Source organism: Coriobacteriia bacterium (genome assembly GCA_031292615.1).
In the GTDB taxonomy this organism is placed as follows: Bacteria; Actinomycetota; Coriobacteriia; order Anaerosomatales; family JAAXUF01; genus JARLGT01.
Genome location: JARLGT010000060.1, coordinates 1 through 14,194, shown reverse-complemented (window position 1 = coordinate 14,194; position 14,194 = coordinate 1). Strand labels below are relative to the sequence as shown.

Sequence of the window (14,194 nt, the reverse complement as noted above, 5' to 3'; positions counted from 1 at the left end):
CGGCAGCGACAGCAGCGACATCGGGTCGACGTACAGGTCACCGCGCTTGATGCCCACATGCAGGTGCGTTCCCGCCGATGAGCCATCGCCGTTGCTTGCCAGGGTGCCGACGACGTCGCCCTCGGCAAGCGAATCCCCCTTCGCCACAGCGGAGCTCTCCAGTGGCAGCAGCGTCACCGTGCCGCTCGACGTCGAAATCGTCACCGCGCGCACCGTGGCGCCACCGACGCCTGGCACTCGTCCCGAGAACGTCACCATGCCGGCGAATGGCGCGAGCACGCGCGCGCCAGCCTCGGCGGTGATGTCGGTGCCGTGGTGCGTGGTGCTCGCCGTGGCGTCGGCCGATGTGTACCTCGCGCCGAAGCCCAGCGCCACGCCTCCCTGCCTCGCAAGCGGGTAGCCTGCGTGCGCGAGCAGCGGGTGCGCCAGCGCGAATACGCACGCGACGAGCGCTACTCCCAGAAGCAGGCGCGCCTTGCGATTTCGCCAGTTCCAACTCATGAGCGATCTCCCCCAGCCGGTTCTCGGCGAGGAGCGGGAGTCGGGGGGCCAGCGTCTTTCGAGACCAACCTAGCCCGACGGTCTGACACGAACCTTTCCTAGACACGACAACGGCCGCCCACGTTCGACGGCCGAGAAGTGCGTTGGAGCGGGTGACCGGACTCGAACCGGCAACTTTCAGCTTGGGAAGCTGACGCTCTACCATTGAACTACACCCGCGCGGGAGGAAGTGTAGCCCAGCGCAAAGCAGGGCGGCAAACGTCACGCTCGTATACTGCAGATGCGACGAGGGTCGGGCGGGTGCATACTCCAGCCCAGTGGTGGTTTCTCACGAAGACTTCGGAAGACCGGAGCAGCCCCACGTGATCATGCGCGACGACGACAGTACGTCCTTGGGTAGCGTCTCGGGCTCTGAAGTGCCCGAAGTCGGCGACGGCTGCGCCATGCCACCCGAACTCGACACGCTGCTCCAGGATCTCACCGACATCCTCGCCGAACTCACGGGCTTCTCGGCAGTGGGTATCAGCCTCATCGAGCGACCCGACGTGGCCAAGTTCCACGCCGTCCATGGATGGCCCCGAGAACTTGTAGGCCGCGAGTACGACCTGCTGGCCGCTCATTTCCCCGACTACAACGCGTTTTGCGGCGGCGAGCCGCTCATCCGAGACATCAGCGACCCCACGATGGACGCCGAGTATCGCGCGCAGTTCATCGCTCTAGGCGCTCCTCGCACGCTCGCGGTGCCGATCTCGCGCGACGGGCACCTCCTCGGAACAGTCGCGTGTACGCACCTGGGTGAGACGCATGACTTCACCGAGCACGAGATCGGTGTCGCCCGCGCTATCGCCGCACAAGCCGCCGTGGTTGTCGAGAACGCGCGGCTCGTCGAGGCCGAGCACGCCGCACGCGAGGAGAGCGAGGCGGAGTCCCACCGCATCGCAACGCTCTACCAGCTCGGCCCCGCCGCGACCAGCTCGCTCGACCTGCACGAAGTGTCGCGCCGCGTGATCGAGCAGATACGCGCGCTGCCCGATGCGGCTTGCGGCGGGCTGTACATGCTCGATCGGGAGCGCGAGGTGCTCAAGAATCTCGCTGCATTCGGATTCCCCGAAGAGACGCATCCATGGTTTGAAGAGCTGCCGCTCGACCAGACCAGCGTGCCTGCGACCGTTGCCGTGCGTGACCTCGACATCCTCACCGACGAGGGCTTCACCTTGCCGGCGATGGCAAAGCGACTCGAAGCGATGGGGCTTCTCGACTCGCGCTGGGTGGCGCTCGCTATTCGCGCTGGGAGTCAGCTCCTCGGCGTGCTGGCCATCACGTTTAGAGGAAGCCGACCTCACAGCGAAGAGGAGCTTCGGCTCTACCGCGGTATCGCAGCCTCGATGGCGCAGCCTCTGGCAAACGCGCAGCTCTACCGGCAGCTTGCCGCATCAAACGACCGCGTCAACGACATTCTGAACAGCATTGCCGACGGGTTCGTCGCGGTCGATCGGAACTGGCGCTATCTCGTCGTCAATCCCACGGCGGAGAGGATGCTGCATCGCTCGGCTGACTACTTGATTGGCCGAAGCATGGCCGAGGAGTTCCCCGAGGCCGACGGCTGGCCGTTCTACCAGCAGGTGATGGAGACTCGGCAGCCCGTCGTCTTCGAATCCTACGCACGGATGGTTCCTTCGTGGGTTGAGGTCCACGCCTTCCCCACGCGCGAAGGCATCTCGATGATCGTCAGCGACATAACCGCCCGCAAGCTCGCCGAGCGCGAACTCGCCAAGGCGAACCAGCGTCTCGACGCGCACGTGGGAAACTCGCCTATCGCGATCGTCGAGTTCGACCGCGACTTCGTCATCACGCGCTTCTCCGAGGAGGCCGAACGACTTTTCGGCTGGGTTGCCGAGGAGGTTCTCGGCAAGCCGATGATCGACTTCCCCTGGATCTACGAGGACGACGTCGAACTGGTCGCACGCGAGTCGGCAAGGCTGATGAGTGGCGAGGTGTCGCGCAGCGTGAACGTGAACCGCAACGTACGCAAGGACGGCGCGGTGCGATGGTGCGAGTGGTACAGCTCGGCAATCTACGACGAGGAAGGCGAGCTGATCTCGGTGTTCTCGCAGGTCCTGGACATCACCGAGCGCCGCGACCGCGAGCGATTCGGCGAGCTGCTCAACGAGATCGCATCTGCCGTTGGCTCGACGCTGGAGCAGGATGTCATCCTCGAGCGGCTCTACGCTCGGGCCTCGCACGCGGTTCACGGAGACGCAGCTGCCCTGATCTTGCGCGTCGGCAACGAGTGGAAGCTGACGGACAGCTACGGCGTGGACGCCGACACGGTTCGGACGCTCTTCGAGGAAGGCGCCATCCCGCCACCGCCCACCGACCGCAGCCGGTTCGCACCGATCGTCTACCAAGACGTGGCCGGAGCCGAGCGAATCGCCCGAGTCGCCGAGCTTGGCTTGAAGCGCCTGCTCATCGTTCCGTTGCTGAGCGGAGGCGAGATGGTGGGAGTCCTCGAGTTCGGGCAGCTGACATCGGGGCCGGAGTTCAGCGAGGCCGAGATCGACTTCGCGACGCGCCTCATGCCGATCGTGACGGTGGCGCTGGACAACGCGCGCCTCTTCGAGCGCGAACACCGCATCGCCAGCACGCTGCAGCAGGCCGTCATCGCTGCTCCCAAGCCCATCGAAGGCGTCGAGACGGCATGCCTCTACGTGCCCGCCTCGACCAGTGAGAACGTTGGCGGCGACTTCTACGACGTGTTCGAACTGCCAGACGATCGAATCGCAGTGACGATCGGCGACGTCTCGGGCAAGGGGCTGGGCGCGGCGCAGCTCACGTCGCTCGTGCGCGACGGCATCCGAGCCTACGCGCTCGACCGTCCGGAACCGGCGTGGGTCTTGGATCACGTCAACCAGCTGCTGTGCCGCTCGGTAGAGCTGGGCATGTTCGCGACCGTCTTCCTCGCGATCCTCGACCCGGACAACGACCGACTCGCGTACGCGGATGGCGGCCATCCACCCGCGATCCTGTTCAACACCGAGAAGGCGGAGTTCCTCGACGAGGCTCGATCACCACTCGTGGGAGGCTTCCCGCGCGCCGAGTACACCCAAGCCGAGGTCGACTTCTGCCCGGGCGACAAGCTGCTGCTCTATACCGACGGGCTGACCGAGGCCCGGTGCGACGGCGTGCTCTTCGGGGACGATCGGCTGATCGGCACGCTCTCGAAGCTGCGAGGAGTCCCCGTCGCCGATATCCCGCAGGCGCTGCTCGACTCGGCGATGGCCTTCGCTGATGGCCGCCTCGCCGACGACACCGCGATTGTTTGCGTGCGCCGCAGCGACTGAATCGCGGGCCGATCGCGGGCGCGACCCGCAAAGATCACGGATGTGGCGCCGAGCGCAAGCGTGACAAGAAACTCGAAACGCCGTCGGAACGGTTAGGTCCCAACGGCGTTTCGTAAAGGTCAGCGCGAAAGATCTAGGACTTGCCGATCTTGAAGATCTTGGTGCCGCAGTCAGGGCAGGTGCCCTGGGTCGCCGGGCGACCGTTCTTCATGGTGATGTCCTGCGGATCCACGATGTCCTTCTTGGCCTTGCACTTGACGCAGTAGCCTTCCTTGGCAGCCATACGCGCGTGCTCCTCTCTCTGTCCTAGTGCGATCGGTTTGTCGGCTTTCGAGCCTCATTTGAGGCCTGCCGGTTCGATCGTCTCCCACCGTGCTCCCCCGAGGCGAGGTTGCTCGCCCCGAAGCAAGTCTACAGAATCCCGGCGCGTTGTCACGCACCGTTCACGTTCTACCCATTCACCTTGGTGCTCGAAGCACGCAACTCAGCGTTGCGAATCATCAAGCCGGCGACACCCAGAAGGACCCCGACGATGGCGACGATGGTGGCCCAGGTCACCCCGGCGGCGATCCAAAAGCCCTCTGGGAAGAGCTGGATCAGCAGCGAATCGTACGGGAACTCCCACGTCCCTGCCGCAAAGAACAAGCCGTGGAACCACGTGAACAGCGCGTCGAAGTTCATGGTGCCGGCAAGCGCTCCGAGCACGACGAAGAGCAGACAGAACCCTGCGGCGGCCATCAGGGCCCATGCAATCGTGTGGAAGCGCTTACGCGACGTCTCAACGCCAAGCCAGATCACAACCAATGCGGCGATGATCCCCGTGAACGTGCGGGCGCCCGACAGCACACGTCGCACATCGCGCAGGTGCGAAACGGCCGCCTCGTCAAAGCCCGGTCGCGAACCGACCGTGGCGGGCAGAACGTTGATGTCGCCGTCGGCAACGAACTCGCGGACCAGCTCGGCGTTGTGAAGCATCTGAGCTTGCGTGAGGCCCGCCTGCGATGTCTCCGAATAGCGCTGGGCCAGGACCTTGGTGAAAGTGGGGTGCAACATCGGAATCAGCGCCAGGCCGATCACCATCAGCGCGAGCATAAGACCTGCGACGAGCGCCGTGATGGCGCGCATGCTAGACCTCCAGCGAGTCGATATGGCGCTGCTCCGGCGTGTGCGGGCTCTCGTCGCGAGTCACCGCGGCGGCCTGAGCCACCCGATCGCCACCAGCCTCGATCGCGATCGCCAGCGCAGAGTCGGCCGCGTCGAGCAGGTCGTCTGCCGAGGAGCCGTCGTCAGGGAAGGACGCGACGCCGATCGAGACGGTGACGCCGGCACCCTCGACTCGTGCCCTGGTAATCGCGTCGCGCAGTCGCTCGGCTAGACCGAGCGCGTCGGTGAGCTGCGGCGAGCCAGCGACCTCGGCGTCCTCGGCGAACAGCACCACGAACTCCTCGCCGCCGAAGCGCGCAGCCAGGTTCGTGGTGGCCAGCACGTCGCCGGCCTCCCCGACGACGCGCGTGATGGTCTCGGCGATGGTTGCGAGAAGGCGGTCACCAACTTCGATGCCGAAGCGGCGGTTGAAGTCGCCGAAGTGGTCCAGGTCGATGAGCAGAACGTGCAGCGCGCGCTCGTCTCGGCCAGCACGCGAGACCTCGGCGGCGAATGCACGCAGGAAGTAGGCGCGGGAGTACAGCCCAGTGGCTTCGTCGAGAACGGCGAGCTGCCCGCTCGAGGAGCGGGGCTTCATCGCCCCAACCAGTTGCGTCGAGACCGCGGCGGTACCGGCGAGCACTGCGACCTGCCAGCCATATCGGACGGCGAAGTAGACGGGATCGCCGTACTGCGAGACGGTCTCGAACGGCATCCCGATGTGCGGGAGCACGTGAGTCGCCTCAAGCACCCCGACCATGCCGAGCAGCAGCGTGCAAAGCGCCATGACGCCCCACGCATCTCGGCGACGGGGCAAGATGAAGGCGGCCTCGAGGATGAAGAGCGAGTACATCGACCAGAACCACGAGTTGATGCCACCCGAGTAGTAGACGAGCACCGTCACGACGATTGCGTCGAAGGCTAGCTGCAGGTGGTTGAGCGGTGAAATGTTGCCAAGACGCTTATACGTGAGCTGGTAAAAGGCGTTGTAGAGAACCACGAACCCCAGGGCGATGCCCGGGATGAACATCCGACTCCACAACTCCCCGGGGCCCAAACGCGACGCGTAGGCCAACCCCCCGAACGCCGAGTACGTCACGAGTACGACAAGCAGCGCCCACCGCAGTCGAATAACGAGTCCGACTCGGCGAACGTTGTCTTGCAGCGCTTCGATGTCGTAGCGGGTCGGTTGCTCTCGCCAAGAGACCATGAGGGCTCTGGCGATGCGCTTCCGTAGCCGGCTTGGGGTCACTCTGCCTCCGGTGGCGCCGGGGAAGAAGCTGTCGCATGCTCGCAGGGGTCGAGCGCGCCCGATGAGTTTACGTCCGCGCAGGCAGGGGCGGCAAATCGCCCGCCGAGCGGACAACGCCGCTGGGCGAACGCTGAGACGTCGATCCCTCGGCGGGGCAAGCCTCTATACTGGGACCCATGAATTCTCTGAACGCCACTCAAGGCATCCAGCCGCTGCTCGACAGGCTCACCGCAATCGGCGGACCGCTGCAGCTCATCATCGCGATCGCCGCGTTTGCGCTGGCGCTCGTCGCACTAGTCCCCCAGACCGAGGAGTGGCGCACTTGGGCGCTGGGCGCGATGACGGCGCTGCTCGCGGGCGGCGAGATGGTGCTCATCTGGTTCCACGTGCGCCTCTACCAGATGGCGGTGGTCGTCGATCCCTCGACCGGGCAGCCTACCGGGCACATCGCCGTTTCGCTGTGGGTCGAGGGCGAGCGGCTCTACATGTGGGCGCTCATGGTCGCGATTCTCGCGCTGCTGATGCGCAGGCAGCGCCGCGAGTTGATGGCCGGCGCGATGCTGGCCGTCGCAGCTCTAGCCGCCGCAGCGGTGCTGTTTGGCAAGCCGTTCACCGATCCGCTGCCGAGCTTCCTCGGGCAGTACGCCGGCTACTTGCAGGCGATGACTCAGGGAGGTGTAGCCGCCGACCAAGCGTTCCAGGGCATGGAGGCGGCTCGGCAGTTCTTCTACAACGCCTGGTTCATGTGGATCCATCCACCGCTGCTGTTCTTCAGCTACGCCGCGTTCGTGCTGTCGTTCATCGCCACGCTGCAGATGGTCTTCAAGCGCCACTCGTCGTTCGAAACCACAGCGTACGGATGGGCGCGCATGGGCTACCTTGCGCTGACCGTTGGCATGCTGTTGGGCTTCCCCTGGGCGCTCTCGGCGTGGACCGGTGAGGCATGGTGGTGGTCGGGCAACGTGAACATGGCGATCATGATGTGGCTGCTCTACACCGCGTACCTACACTCCCGGCTCTACCTTCGCCGAGAGCACATGTGGCGAGCCGTCGCGGCGCTCTCGATCATCTCGTTCGTCGTGCTGGTTCTGACGTACGTCGCCGAGTACGTGATTCCGGGAGCGCACAGTTACGCGCTTGCGCCCGCGGCTCACGCGCTCGCTAGCCTGGCCACCACCCTCCGGGGAGGCGTGGCGTGATCGCGGCCATCGACGACATCCGGCAGCGCACGTGGGACTTCACCCTGACCGTGGTCACCGTTGCGCTGCTCGCCTTGCTTGGCGTGCAGTCGTTCATCGGCGCGCTCGTGGTCTGGTGGGCGATCCGCTCCATCCCCGACTGGCAGACGGGCCCCGGCTACACCAGCTACGTCGCCACCATGAACGGCATCGCGGTACCGCTGATCGTGGGACTCGTTGTGGTCATGGGGCTGTGCGTCCCCAAGCGACTCTTCGCGCGCCAGGTTCTGCTGTGGGTCTCGGTGGCGATGGTGGCTGTCGGCGCGCTGGCCGGCCTGCTCCTGCGCGACATAGGCGAAGGACTCGCTATCTACCTGCTGCTCTCGGCGGCGATTCAACTCGCTGTCGTAGTGATGACCGTTGCTGGCGTGCGCGGACCCACGTACCTGACAGAGGGACGCCTGACCAAGGCGGGCAGCGGCCTTCTGCACCTCGGCTTCATCATCTTCGCGATCGTGGTCGTCGCGCTGCAAAAGTCGCCCATGATGCTTCCGGTCTTCTGGGTCTCGGCGGTCCTGGTCGGCGGTGGAACGGTGCTGTCGTTCTACGCCTCGTCGTTCGCGTGGCGCCGCACCCAGCCTGCCGCCGAGGAGCCCTTCGAGTGGGACGCCGAGGATGACGAAGGCGAGGCGCTGGACGGCGATGAAGAGGCGGCCGCAGACGACGAAGCGGCCGCCGAGGATCTCCCCGGGCAGCCGCTCTAGTTCGTCGTTCGTAAGGCCGCCCGCAGCGCTACGCCTGCCGAATCATCCCTGTGACCAGCTCGGTCACTCGCTCGATCATCTCCGGCTCGATGTTGGCCGACGTGTCGGATGCCCAGTGCCAGTTGACTGGAACGCCGTTGTGGTCGAAGCCCATGAGCGTCATCGCCTTGAAGCCCCGAGCGAGTGCCGCTGTCGCGTCGGTCGAAAGCCCGTGGTAGGCGCGCGGCTTGACCAGGATCTCCTGCTCGCGAGAGACGCGCTTTGCAAGGCCGATGAGACGTTGGTTGGCGCGATAGCGACGAGCCATGCCCTCTGAAGTCACCCAGGAGAGTTGCCCGGCACCGACGTTGTCGATGTTGATGATGAGCGCGTCGCCGATGTCGTCGCCGTAGGCTGCCAGGAACGCCTCCATGCCGGCGGTCCCGACCTCCTCGGCGCCCGTCGCCACGAACCAGACCTCCTTCTCGGTCAGCTCGCGGTCGTTGCTTTCGGTGACTCGTCGGCGGATGCGCGCTGCCTCGTTGGCGGCGAACTCGTCGTCGCCGATGGGATCGTCGCCGGCCCAGCCGCCCTTCCAGCCGATGCCGTCGTCGTCATCATCGTTGCCGAAGTTGTCCCACGAGCCGATCTCGGAACCGGCCTTGCGCGCGTCGAACCCGTCGTCGACGCCGAGCCAGTCCTTCACTCCAGCGTCGTCTTCCTTCTTGGCGCGGCGCCCCAACCCGCCGAGAAGCCCGCCCTTGCGCTTTGGGCGCGCCGCTGGCTCGCCTGCCTCGATCGATGGCGCGGCGCTCTCGGACCCACTCTCGCCGGGAAGCGGCTCTTCGTCGCCGGAGAGCGCGGCCGCGAACTCGTCGTGGTCGCTGCGCTCGCGACGCATGCGCTCGAATGGGCGGTCGGGGCCCGGCGCGGGCGTACGCTCGGGTACCGGCGTCCGGTCGCGCTCGACCGAGCGCGCGGGCGTCTCCGCGCGTGTGGCGCGCTCGCGAGGACGCTCTACCGGGCGCTCGCTGGGGCGCTCGCCGGAACGCTCGGCCAGGCGGTCGCGCGACTCGCGCGAGCCTTCGCCGACGGCGCCGAACTCGATCGTCCCGAACTCCAGGAAGCTGCCTTGCCCGCCCGAGGGCTCGCGGTCGGCCTGCTTCTCGGGGTCGACCCACTCGAAGTCCTCGGGCAGCTCGGTGGCTGCGTCGCGACCTCCAACCGGCGTGTAGTTGAGCAGCGAACCCTCGGGAACGACACCCATCTCGGCGGCGGCCTCAGGGCCTCGACGAATCGGGTTGAACTGCGAGGTGGCGAAGCGATTGGGGTCCGGCTCGGAGACGAGATTGTGCAAGACGCCGAGCATGGCCGTGACGCCAGATGCGTTGTCGTTGGCGCCGTCGACGAAGGGCATGCCGATCTCGCGCTGCACGTTGATGAAGAGCGGAATGAGCAGGTACGCGCCGAACGCCAACGCGAGCCACCAGAGGTATGTGTGGATTGCCGTGGGCCCTGGGAGCGGTAGCGCCGAGACCAACAGCACGACCGGAATCGCGAATGTCGAAGCCTTCATCAGGCCAAACGTCAGCGGGAACTGCCCGACCATGCCCGGCGAGAACGCAAGCGAGGAGCGCGCGCTGTCGTAGTGGGCGACGATGACGATTCGCTTGAGCTTCTCGCCGCGGCGCTGCTTGGGCAGGTGCCGAGCGATGACGTTTTGGCTCGGACCCTTGGGCATGATGCGACTCAGACCCCAGCGCGTGTCCAGGTCGAACCACAAGACGAAGGCGACCAGCGCCGAGACCGCCACCATCGGCCAAACGAGCTTGCCGTCGAGCAACCAGGTCCCAGCGCAGACCGCAGCGGCGATGCTCAGCAGGTGGTAGATCACGAACGCCCACGAGTACGTCCTAGGCGCGTCGAACTCCTGGATCTCCGGCTCAAGGCCGCGGGCGACGAACACCGACTCGATGTATGAGGCGGCGCGACTCTCGGCGTCGCTGGTAGCGGGCCTCGGGCCAATCTCGTCGGCGAGCGCTGAAAGATGCTGCATGGTCTCGGCCATAAGTAGTCCTCCGAAAGCTGCGTGGGCGCGAGAACGCGGTGGCGACACCCCTGTACACCACCGCGGTACATCGTAACGCGCCGGTGGCGCGCGCGGGAGAGTCGCAAGTAATCCACGGCCGATTCACCGAGCTGGCACACTCCCGTGCACATACTCGCCGAGTAGGGGTCGGGCGCCATTCTGTTCCTGGCGGCGATTCGCGATCCCGAGAAGTAGCCGCGAACCGGCGGCGGTTTGGCGGCGTCATAGGTTGAGTGGACTGCGGAACCGGCCGTAACGGGGGATCGACATGAGACGCTGGGCACTCGCACTGATGGTGTTGGCAGCACTGGTTGCGCTCGCAGCAGTGGCATGGGCGGGCGTCGGCTTCTTCGCGCGGCGTGGCGTCGACGGCGCGACCGAGGTCCTGGCGAGCCCGCCCACCGCGGGTCACGCGAGCGCGGCGCCTAACGCTGACCTCGCGAGCGCGATCAACGACTTCGGCTTCGACCTCCTGCGAGCAACCGAGGCGTCACCCACGTCCGGCGGCAGTGTGGTTATCTCCCCGTTGTCTTTGCACGTGATGCTCTCGATGCTTCAGACCGGCGCGCGCGGCACGTCGGCAGCGCAGATGCGCCGCGTCCTTCACACGTCCGACCTCGATCCGTCCACCGCCCAGCAGTCCTACGCCGACCTGCTCGTGCGGCTCGGCCAGAGCGAGAAGGGCAAGCTCGCAATCGCCAACTCGCTGTGGACCGGCCAAAAGGTACCCATAGAGCAGTCGTTCATCGACACGGATCGCAAGTACTTCGGCGCCGAGGCACGCTCGGTCGACCTCGGCTCCCGCTCGGCGATGGATGAGATCAACACATGGGTGGCCAAGAACACGGGCGGCAAGATTCCGACGATCCTCGACTCGCCGCTCCCGCCCTACACCGCGTCGGTGCTGCTCAACGCGACGTACTTCCTCGACATGTGGGAGACGCCGTTCGACAAGGCCGGGACCCAAGACGCGGACTTCCACCTGGCCGGAGGCTCGACCATCAAGGCGAAGCTGATGCAGGTCCACGACTCGTTCGAGCACACAAAGACCGCCGACTACGAGGCCATTCGCCTTCCGTACAAGGACAGTGACGTCTCGATGATCGTCGTCTTGCCCAGTAAGACGAGCTCGCTTGCAGGCCTCGTGGGTTCCCTCGATGCGAGCAGCTTCGCCGGGCTCGGTCGCAGCATGGAGACGGGTGACGGCACGCTGCGCCTCCCGAGGGTCGAGACGACATGGGGCGCCGAGCTCGCTGGTACGCTCAAGCGCTTGGGGATGCCCGACGTGTTCTCGGCCGACTCGGCGGATCTCTCGGGGATGACCGCCGTGAAGCCAGCTTGGCTCGACCGTGTCGTTCACCGCACCTACCTGCGAGTTGACGAGCAGGGCACCGAGGCTGCGGCCGTGTCGCTCGGAGTCGCGGGTGCGACCGCCATTGCGCCCCGCAACCCGTTCTCGATGACGGTCGACCGACCGTACCTGATGGCCATCGTCGACAACACCTCCGGAGCGACCCTCTTCCTCGCGGCAGTGAGCGACCCGACCAGGTAGCGCCGGCCCTGGGGCGCGCGGGCAAGCGCGCAGCGAGGCCGCCCACCGGAGTAGGCGGCCTCGCGAACACGTGCGATCTCGAAGCTCCTCGAGGGGCTGGCAGCTCTAGACCGCCTACAGCACCCCCGGCTCCATGTGGGCCGGATTCGTGCTGTGGCACGAGCCGCACTCGTTCATGTGCCGGCGAGTGTGCTGGGCCGTGAGCACTGGATCTGTGCTGTGGCACTGACAACCCGGAATCCCGATCACGAACCGTGCTTGAATCGGCGGCTCCTGACCGGCGGCAACCATTTGGCTGTACTGCGTCAGCAGCTCGGGATGGACCGACCCCGACATACCACCGAAGTTCCACAGCAAGATGCCCACGACGATCAGCACCGCGATCAGAGCGCCCACGGCGATGAGCGTCCCTTTGAGAATTCGCCACCACAGAGGTTTCTTCGGCGCGCATTCGAGTTCGTCGCCCTCGGCGAACTCCTCGGCGATTGTGTTGGTGGATTCGGTCATCATGCATTCCTTCTTTGCGAGTTACTTGCCGAGGATGGCTTCGAGGTCCTCGCGCGGCGAGGCAGCAATCGGCTTGATGTCGAAGTTCTCGACGAGCACGTTGAGCACGTTGGGTGAGATGAACGCAGGCAGGCTGGGCCCGAGGCGAATGCCGGTGATGCCGAGGTGCAGCAGCGACAGGAGGATGGCCACCGCCTTCTGCTCGTACCAGGACAGAATCATCGACAGCGGCAGATCGTTGACGCCGCAGTCGAACGCCTCGGCAAGCGCGACAGCGATCTTGATCGCCGAGTAGGCGTCGTTGCACTGCCCGACATCCATGAGGCGCGGCAGGCCGCCGATGGTGCCGAGGTCCTTGTCGAAGAAGCGGAACTTGCCGCATGCCAGCGTCAGCACGATTGTGTCGGCGGGCGTCTCCTCGACGAACTCGGAGTAGTAGTTGCGGCCCGGCTTGGCGCCGTCGCAGCCGCCGACCAAGAAGAAGTGGCGGATCGCACCGCTCTTGACGGCCTCGACAACGGTCGGAGCCACCGACATCACGGTGTTGCGGCCGAAGCCGACCGTGACCTCGCCTGCATTGGTATCCCACTCGAACCCAGCCTCGCTCTGCGCCTTCTCGATGACCGCCGAGAAGTCCGATCGCTCGACGTGCGGTACGCCGGGGAACTGCACGGGGCCGCTCGTGAAGATGCGTGCCTTGTACTCATCGTGCGGGATCATCAGGCAGTTGGTGGTCATGAGGACGGCGCCCGGGAACTCGGTGAACTCCTTGCGCTGGTTCTGCCAGGCGGTGCCGAAGTGGCCCGCGAGGTTGTCGTACTTCTTGAGCTCGGGGTAGGCGTGGCCCGGCAGCATCTCGCCGTGGGTGTAGACGTCGATGCCCGTGCCGGCGGTCTGCTCGAGCAGCGCCTTGAGGTCTGCAAGGTCGTGCCCGGAGATCAGGATCGCCTTGCCCTTGCGCTGACCAAGCGGAACCTGAGTCGGCTCGGGGTGACCGTAGGTGCCCGTGTTGGCCTCGTCGAGAATCTCCATTGTGCGCAGGTTGCTCGCGCCGCACTCGAGCGCCAGTGCAACCCACTCATTGACGCCGAGGTCCTTGTTGAAGGTCGAAGCCAGCGCCTTGAAGACGTACGTGTAGATGGCGTTGTCGGTCACGCCGAGCTGCCGCGCGTGGTGCTCGTAAGCGCCAATGCCCTTCAGGCCGTACAGGGTGATCTCCTGGAGCGACTGCACGTCGACGTCGCGCTGGGTATCCCATGGCGAGCCGAACTCGGCGCCTTGGGCCACCTTGCCAGCAAGGGTGTCGGCGACAGCGAGGTTGGTGAGTGGCTCGGCGTACTCGCCGATGCCGCCAGCGGCACGGACGCGAGCCTTGAGGGCCTCACGAAGCGCCACACCCTGATCGATCTTGACCGCGATGGTCTCGGGATCGAAGTCGACATTAGTCAGAGTGGTGAATAGCGCGTCGTTGGCAAACGCGCCTTCCGCCGAGACGTCCACGCCGCGTGCCTCGGCGTCCACGGCAACGACAGCAAGGCCGCGCACGACGTTGACGAGGAGATCTTGCACCGCGGCGACCTCGGGGGACTTACCGCAGACGCCGACCTTATCGCAGCCCGTCCCGTGGGCGGTCTGCTCGCACTGGTTGCAGAACATCGACATGTAGTGCTCCTTCCAGGCATTCCATTTACGAGAACTTCACGCGTATCGGTGCCCGTCGTGCGCTGAGAGTTCCAGCAGCTGGCAGGCACAAATAGCACGCTACGCCTGGAGCAGCAGGAGTTCTTTGACCGCGGTCAAGAGAATCGACTTGACTGGGTGGAGGAATCCCGCAGTGGAACCGCGGGGGAAAAGCGGGTCCCGACGCTCGTGTTAACGTTCGGTGCGT

Annotated in this window: 11 protein-coding genes and 1 tRNA gene; 4 read left to right on the top strand and 8 right to left on the bottom strand. The window is 65.7% G+C overall.

Features of this window, described 5'->3' with window-relative positions; genetic code table 11:
• A partial coding sequence (locus P4L93_05495) for a M23 family metallopeptidase (GenBank protein MDR3686388.1) occupies window positions 1–501 on the bottom strand: 501 nt, incomplete at its 3' end.
• A gap of 144 nt (window positions 502–645) precedes the next feature.
• Window positions 646–720, bottom strand: a tRNA-Gly gene (locus P4L93_05490).
• Window positions 721–869: 149 nt separating this feature from the next.
• Here P4L93_05490 and P4L93_05485 point away from each other — a divergent pair.
• A complete protein-coding gene (locus P4L93_05485; GenBank protein MDR3686387.1) occupies window positions 870–3,842 on the top strand; it encodes a SpoIIE family protein phosphatase in 2,973 nt (990 codons plus the stop codon).
• A gap of 133 nt (window positions 3,843–3,975) precedes the next feature.
• Here the strand turns inward: P4L93_05485 and P4L93_05480 are convergent, their stop codons facing one another.
• The 3 genes from P4L93_05480 to P4L93_05470 form a co-directional block, all read right to left on the bottom strand.
• Complete coding sequence (locus P4L93_05480) at window positions 3,976–4,125, bottom strand: DUF5679 domain-containing protein (protein ID MDR3686386.1); 150 nt, start codon at window positions 4,123–4,125, stop codon at window positions 3,976–3,978.
• Between the two features lie 167 nt (window positions 4,126–4,292).
• Window positions 4,293–4,967, bottom strand: coding sequence for a TIGR01906 family membrane protein (locus P4L93_05475; protein ID MDR3686385.1), 675 nt, complete (start codon window positions 4,965–4,967; stop codon window positions 4,293–4,295).
• 1 nt (window position 4,968) lies between these two features.
• The gene (locus P4L93_05470) at window positions 4,969–6,195 is read right to left on the bottom strand and encodes a GGDEF domain-containing protein (GenBank protein ID MDR3686384.1); all 1,227 of its coding nucleotides are present in this window, start codon (window positions 6,193–6,195) and stop codon (window positions 4,969–4,971) included.
• Between the two features lie 218 nt (window positions 6,196–6,413).
• Between P4L93_05470 and ccsA the strand changes: the two genes are divergently transcribed.
• Both ccsA and P4L93_05460 read left to right on the top strand, forming a co-directional pair.
• Window positions 6,414–7,436: a cytochrome c biogenesis protein CcsA gene (ccsA, locus tag P4L93_05465; protein ID MDR3686383.1), complete on the top strand. Its 1,023-nt coding sequence runs from the start codon at window positions 6,414–6,416 to the stop codon at window positions 7,434–7,436.
• Window positions 7,433–8,179, top strand: a complete 747-nt coding sequence (locus tag P4L93_05460) for a hypothetical protein (GenBank protein MDR3686382.1) — start codon at window positions 7,433–7,435, stop codon at window positions 8,177–8,179. Before ccsA ends, P4L93_05460 begins: the two co-directional genes overlap by 4 nt.
• A 28-nt stretch (window positions 8,180–8,207) precedes the next feature.
• Here the strand turns inward: P4L93_05460 and P4L93_05455 are convergent, their stop codons facing one another.
• A complete protein-coding gene (locus tag P4L93_05455; GenBank protein MDR3686381.1) occupies window positions 8,208–10,226 on the bottom strand; it encodes a M28 family peptidase in 2,019 nt (672 codons plus the stop codon).
• Window positions 10,227–10,515: 289 nt separating this feature from the next.
• Between P4L93_05455 and P4L93_05450 the strand changes: the two genes are divergently transcribed.
• Window positions 10,516–11,799 (top strand): serpin family protein, encoded by a 1,284-nt coding sequence (locus tag P4L93_05450; protein MDR3686380.1) that lies wholly within the window; start codon window positions 10,516–10,518, stop codon window positions 11,797–11,799.
• Between the two features lie 114 nt (window positions 11,800–11,913).
• Here the strand turns inward: P4L93_05450 and P4L93_05445 are convergent, their stop codons facing one another.
• Both P4L93_05445 and hcp read right to left on the bottom strand, forming a co-directional pair.
• Complete coding sequence (locus P4L93_05445; GenBank protein MDR3686379.1) at window positions 11,914–12,309, bottom strand: hypothetical protein; 396 nt, start codon at window positions 12,307–12,309, stop codon at window positions 11,914–11,916.
• Window positions 12,310–12,327: 18 nt separating this feature from the next.
• Window positions 12,328–13,962: a hydroxylamine reductase gene (gene hcp, locus P4L93_05440; GenBank protein ID MDR3686378.1), complete on the bottom strand. Its 1,635-nt coding sequence runs from the start codon at window positions 13,960–13,962 to the stop codon at window positions 12,328–12,330.
• Between the last annotated feature and the right edge of the window lie 232 nt (window positions 13,963–14,194).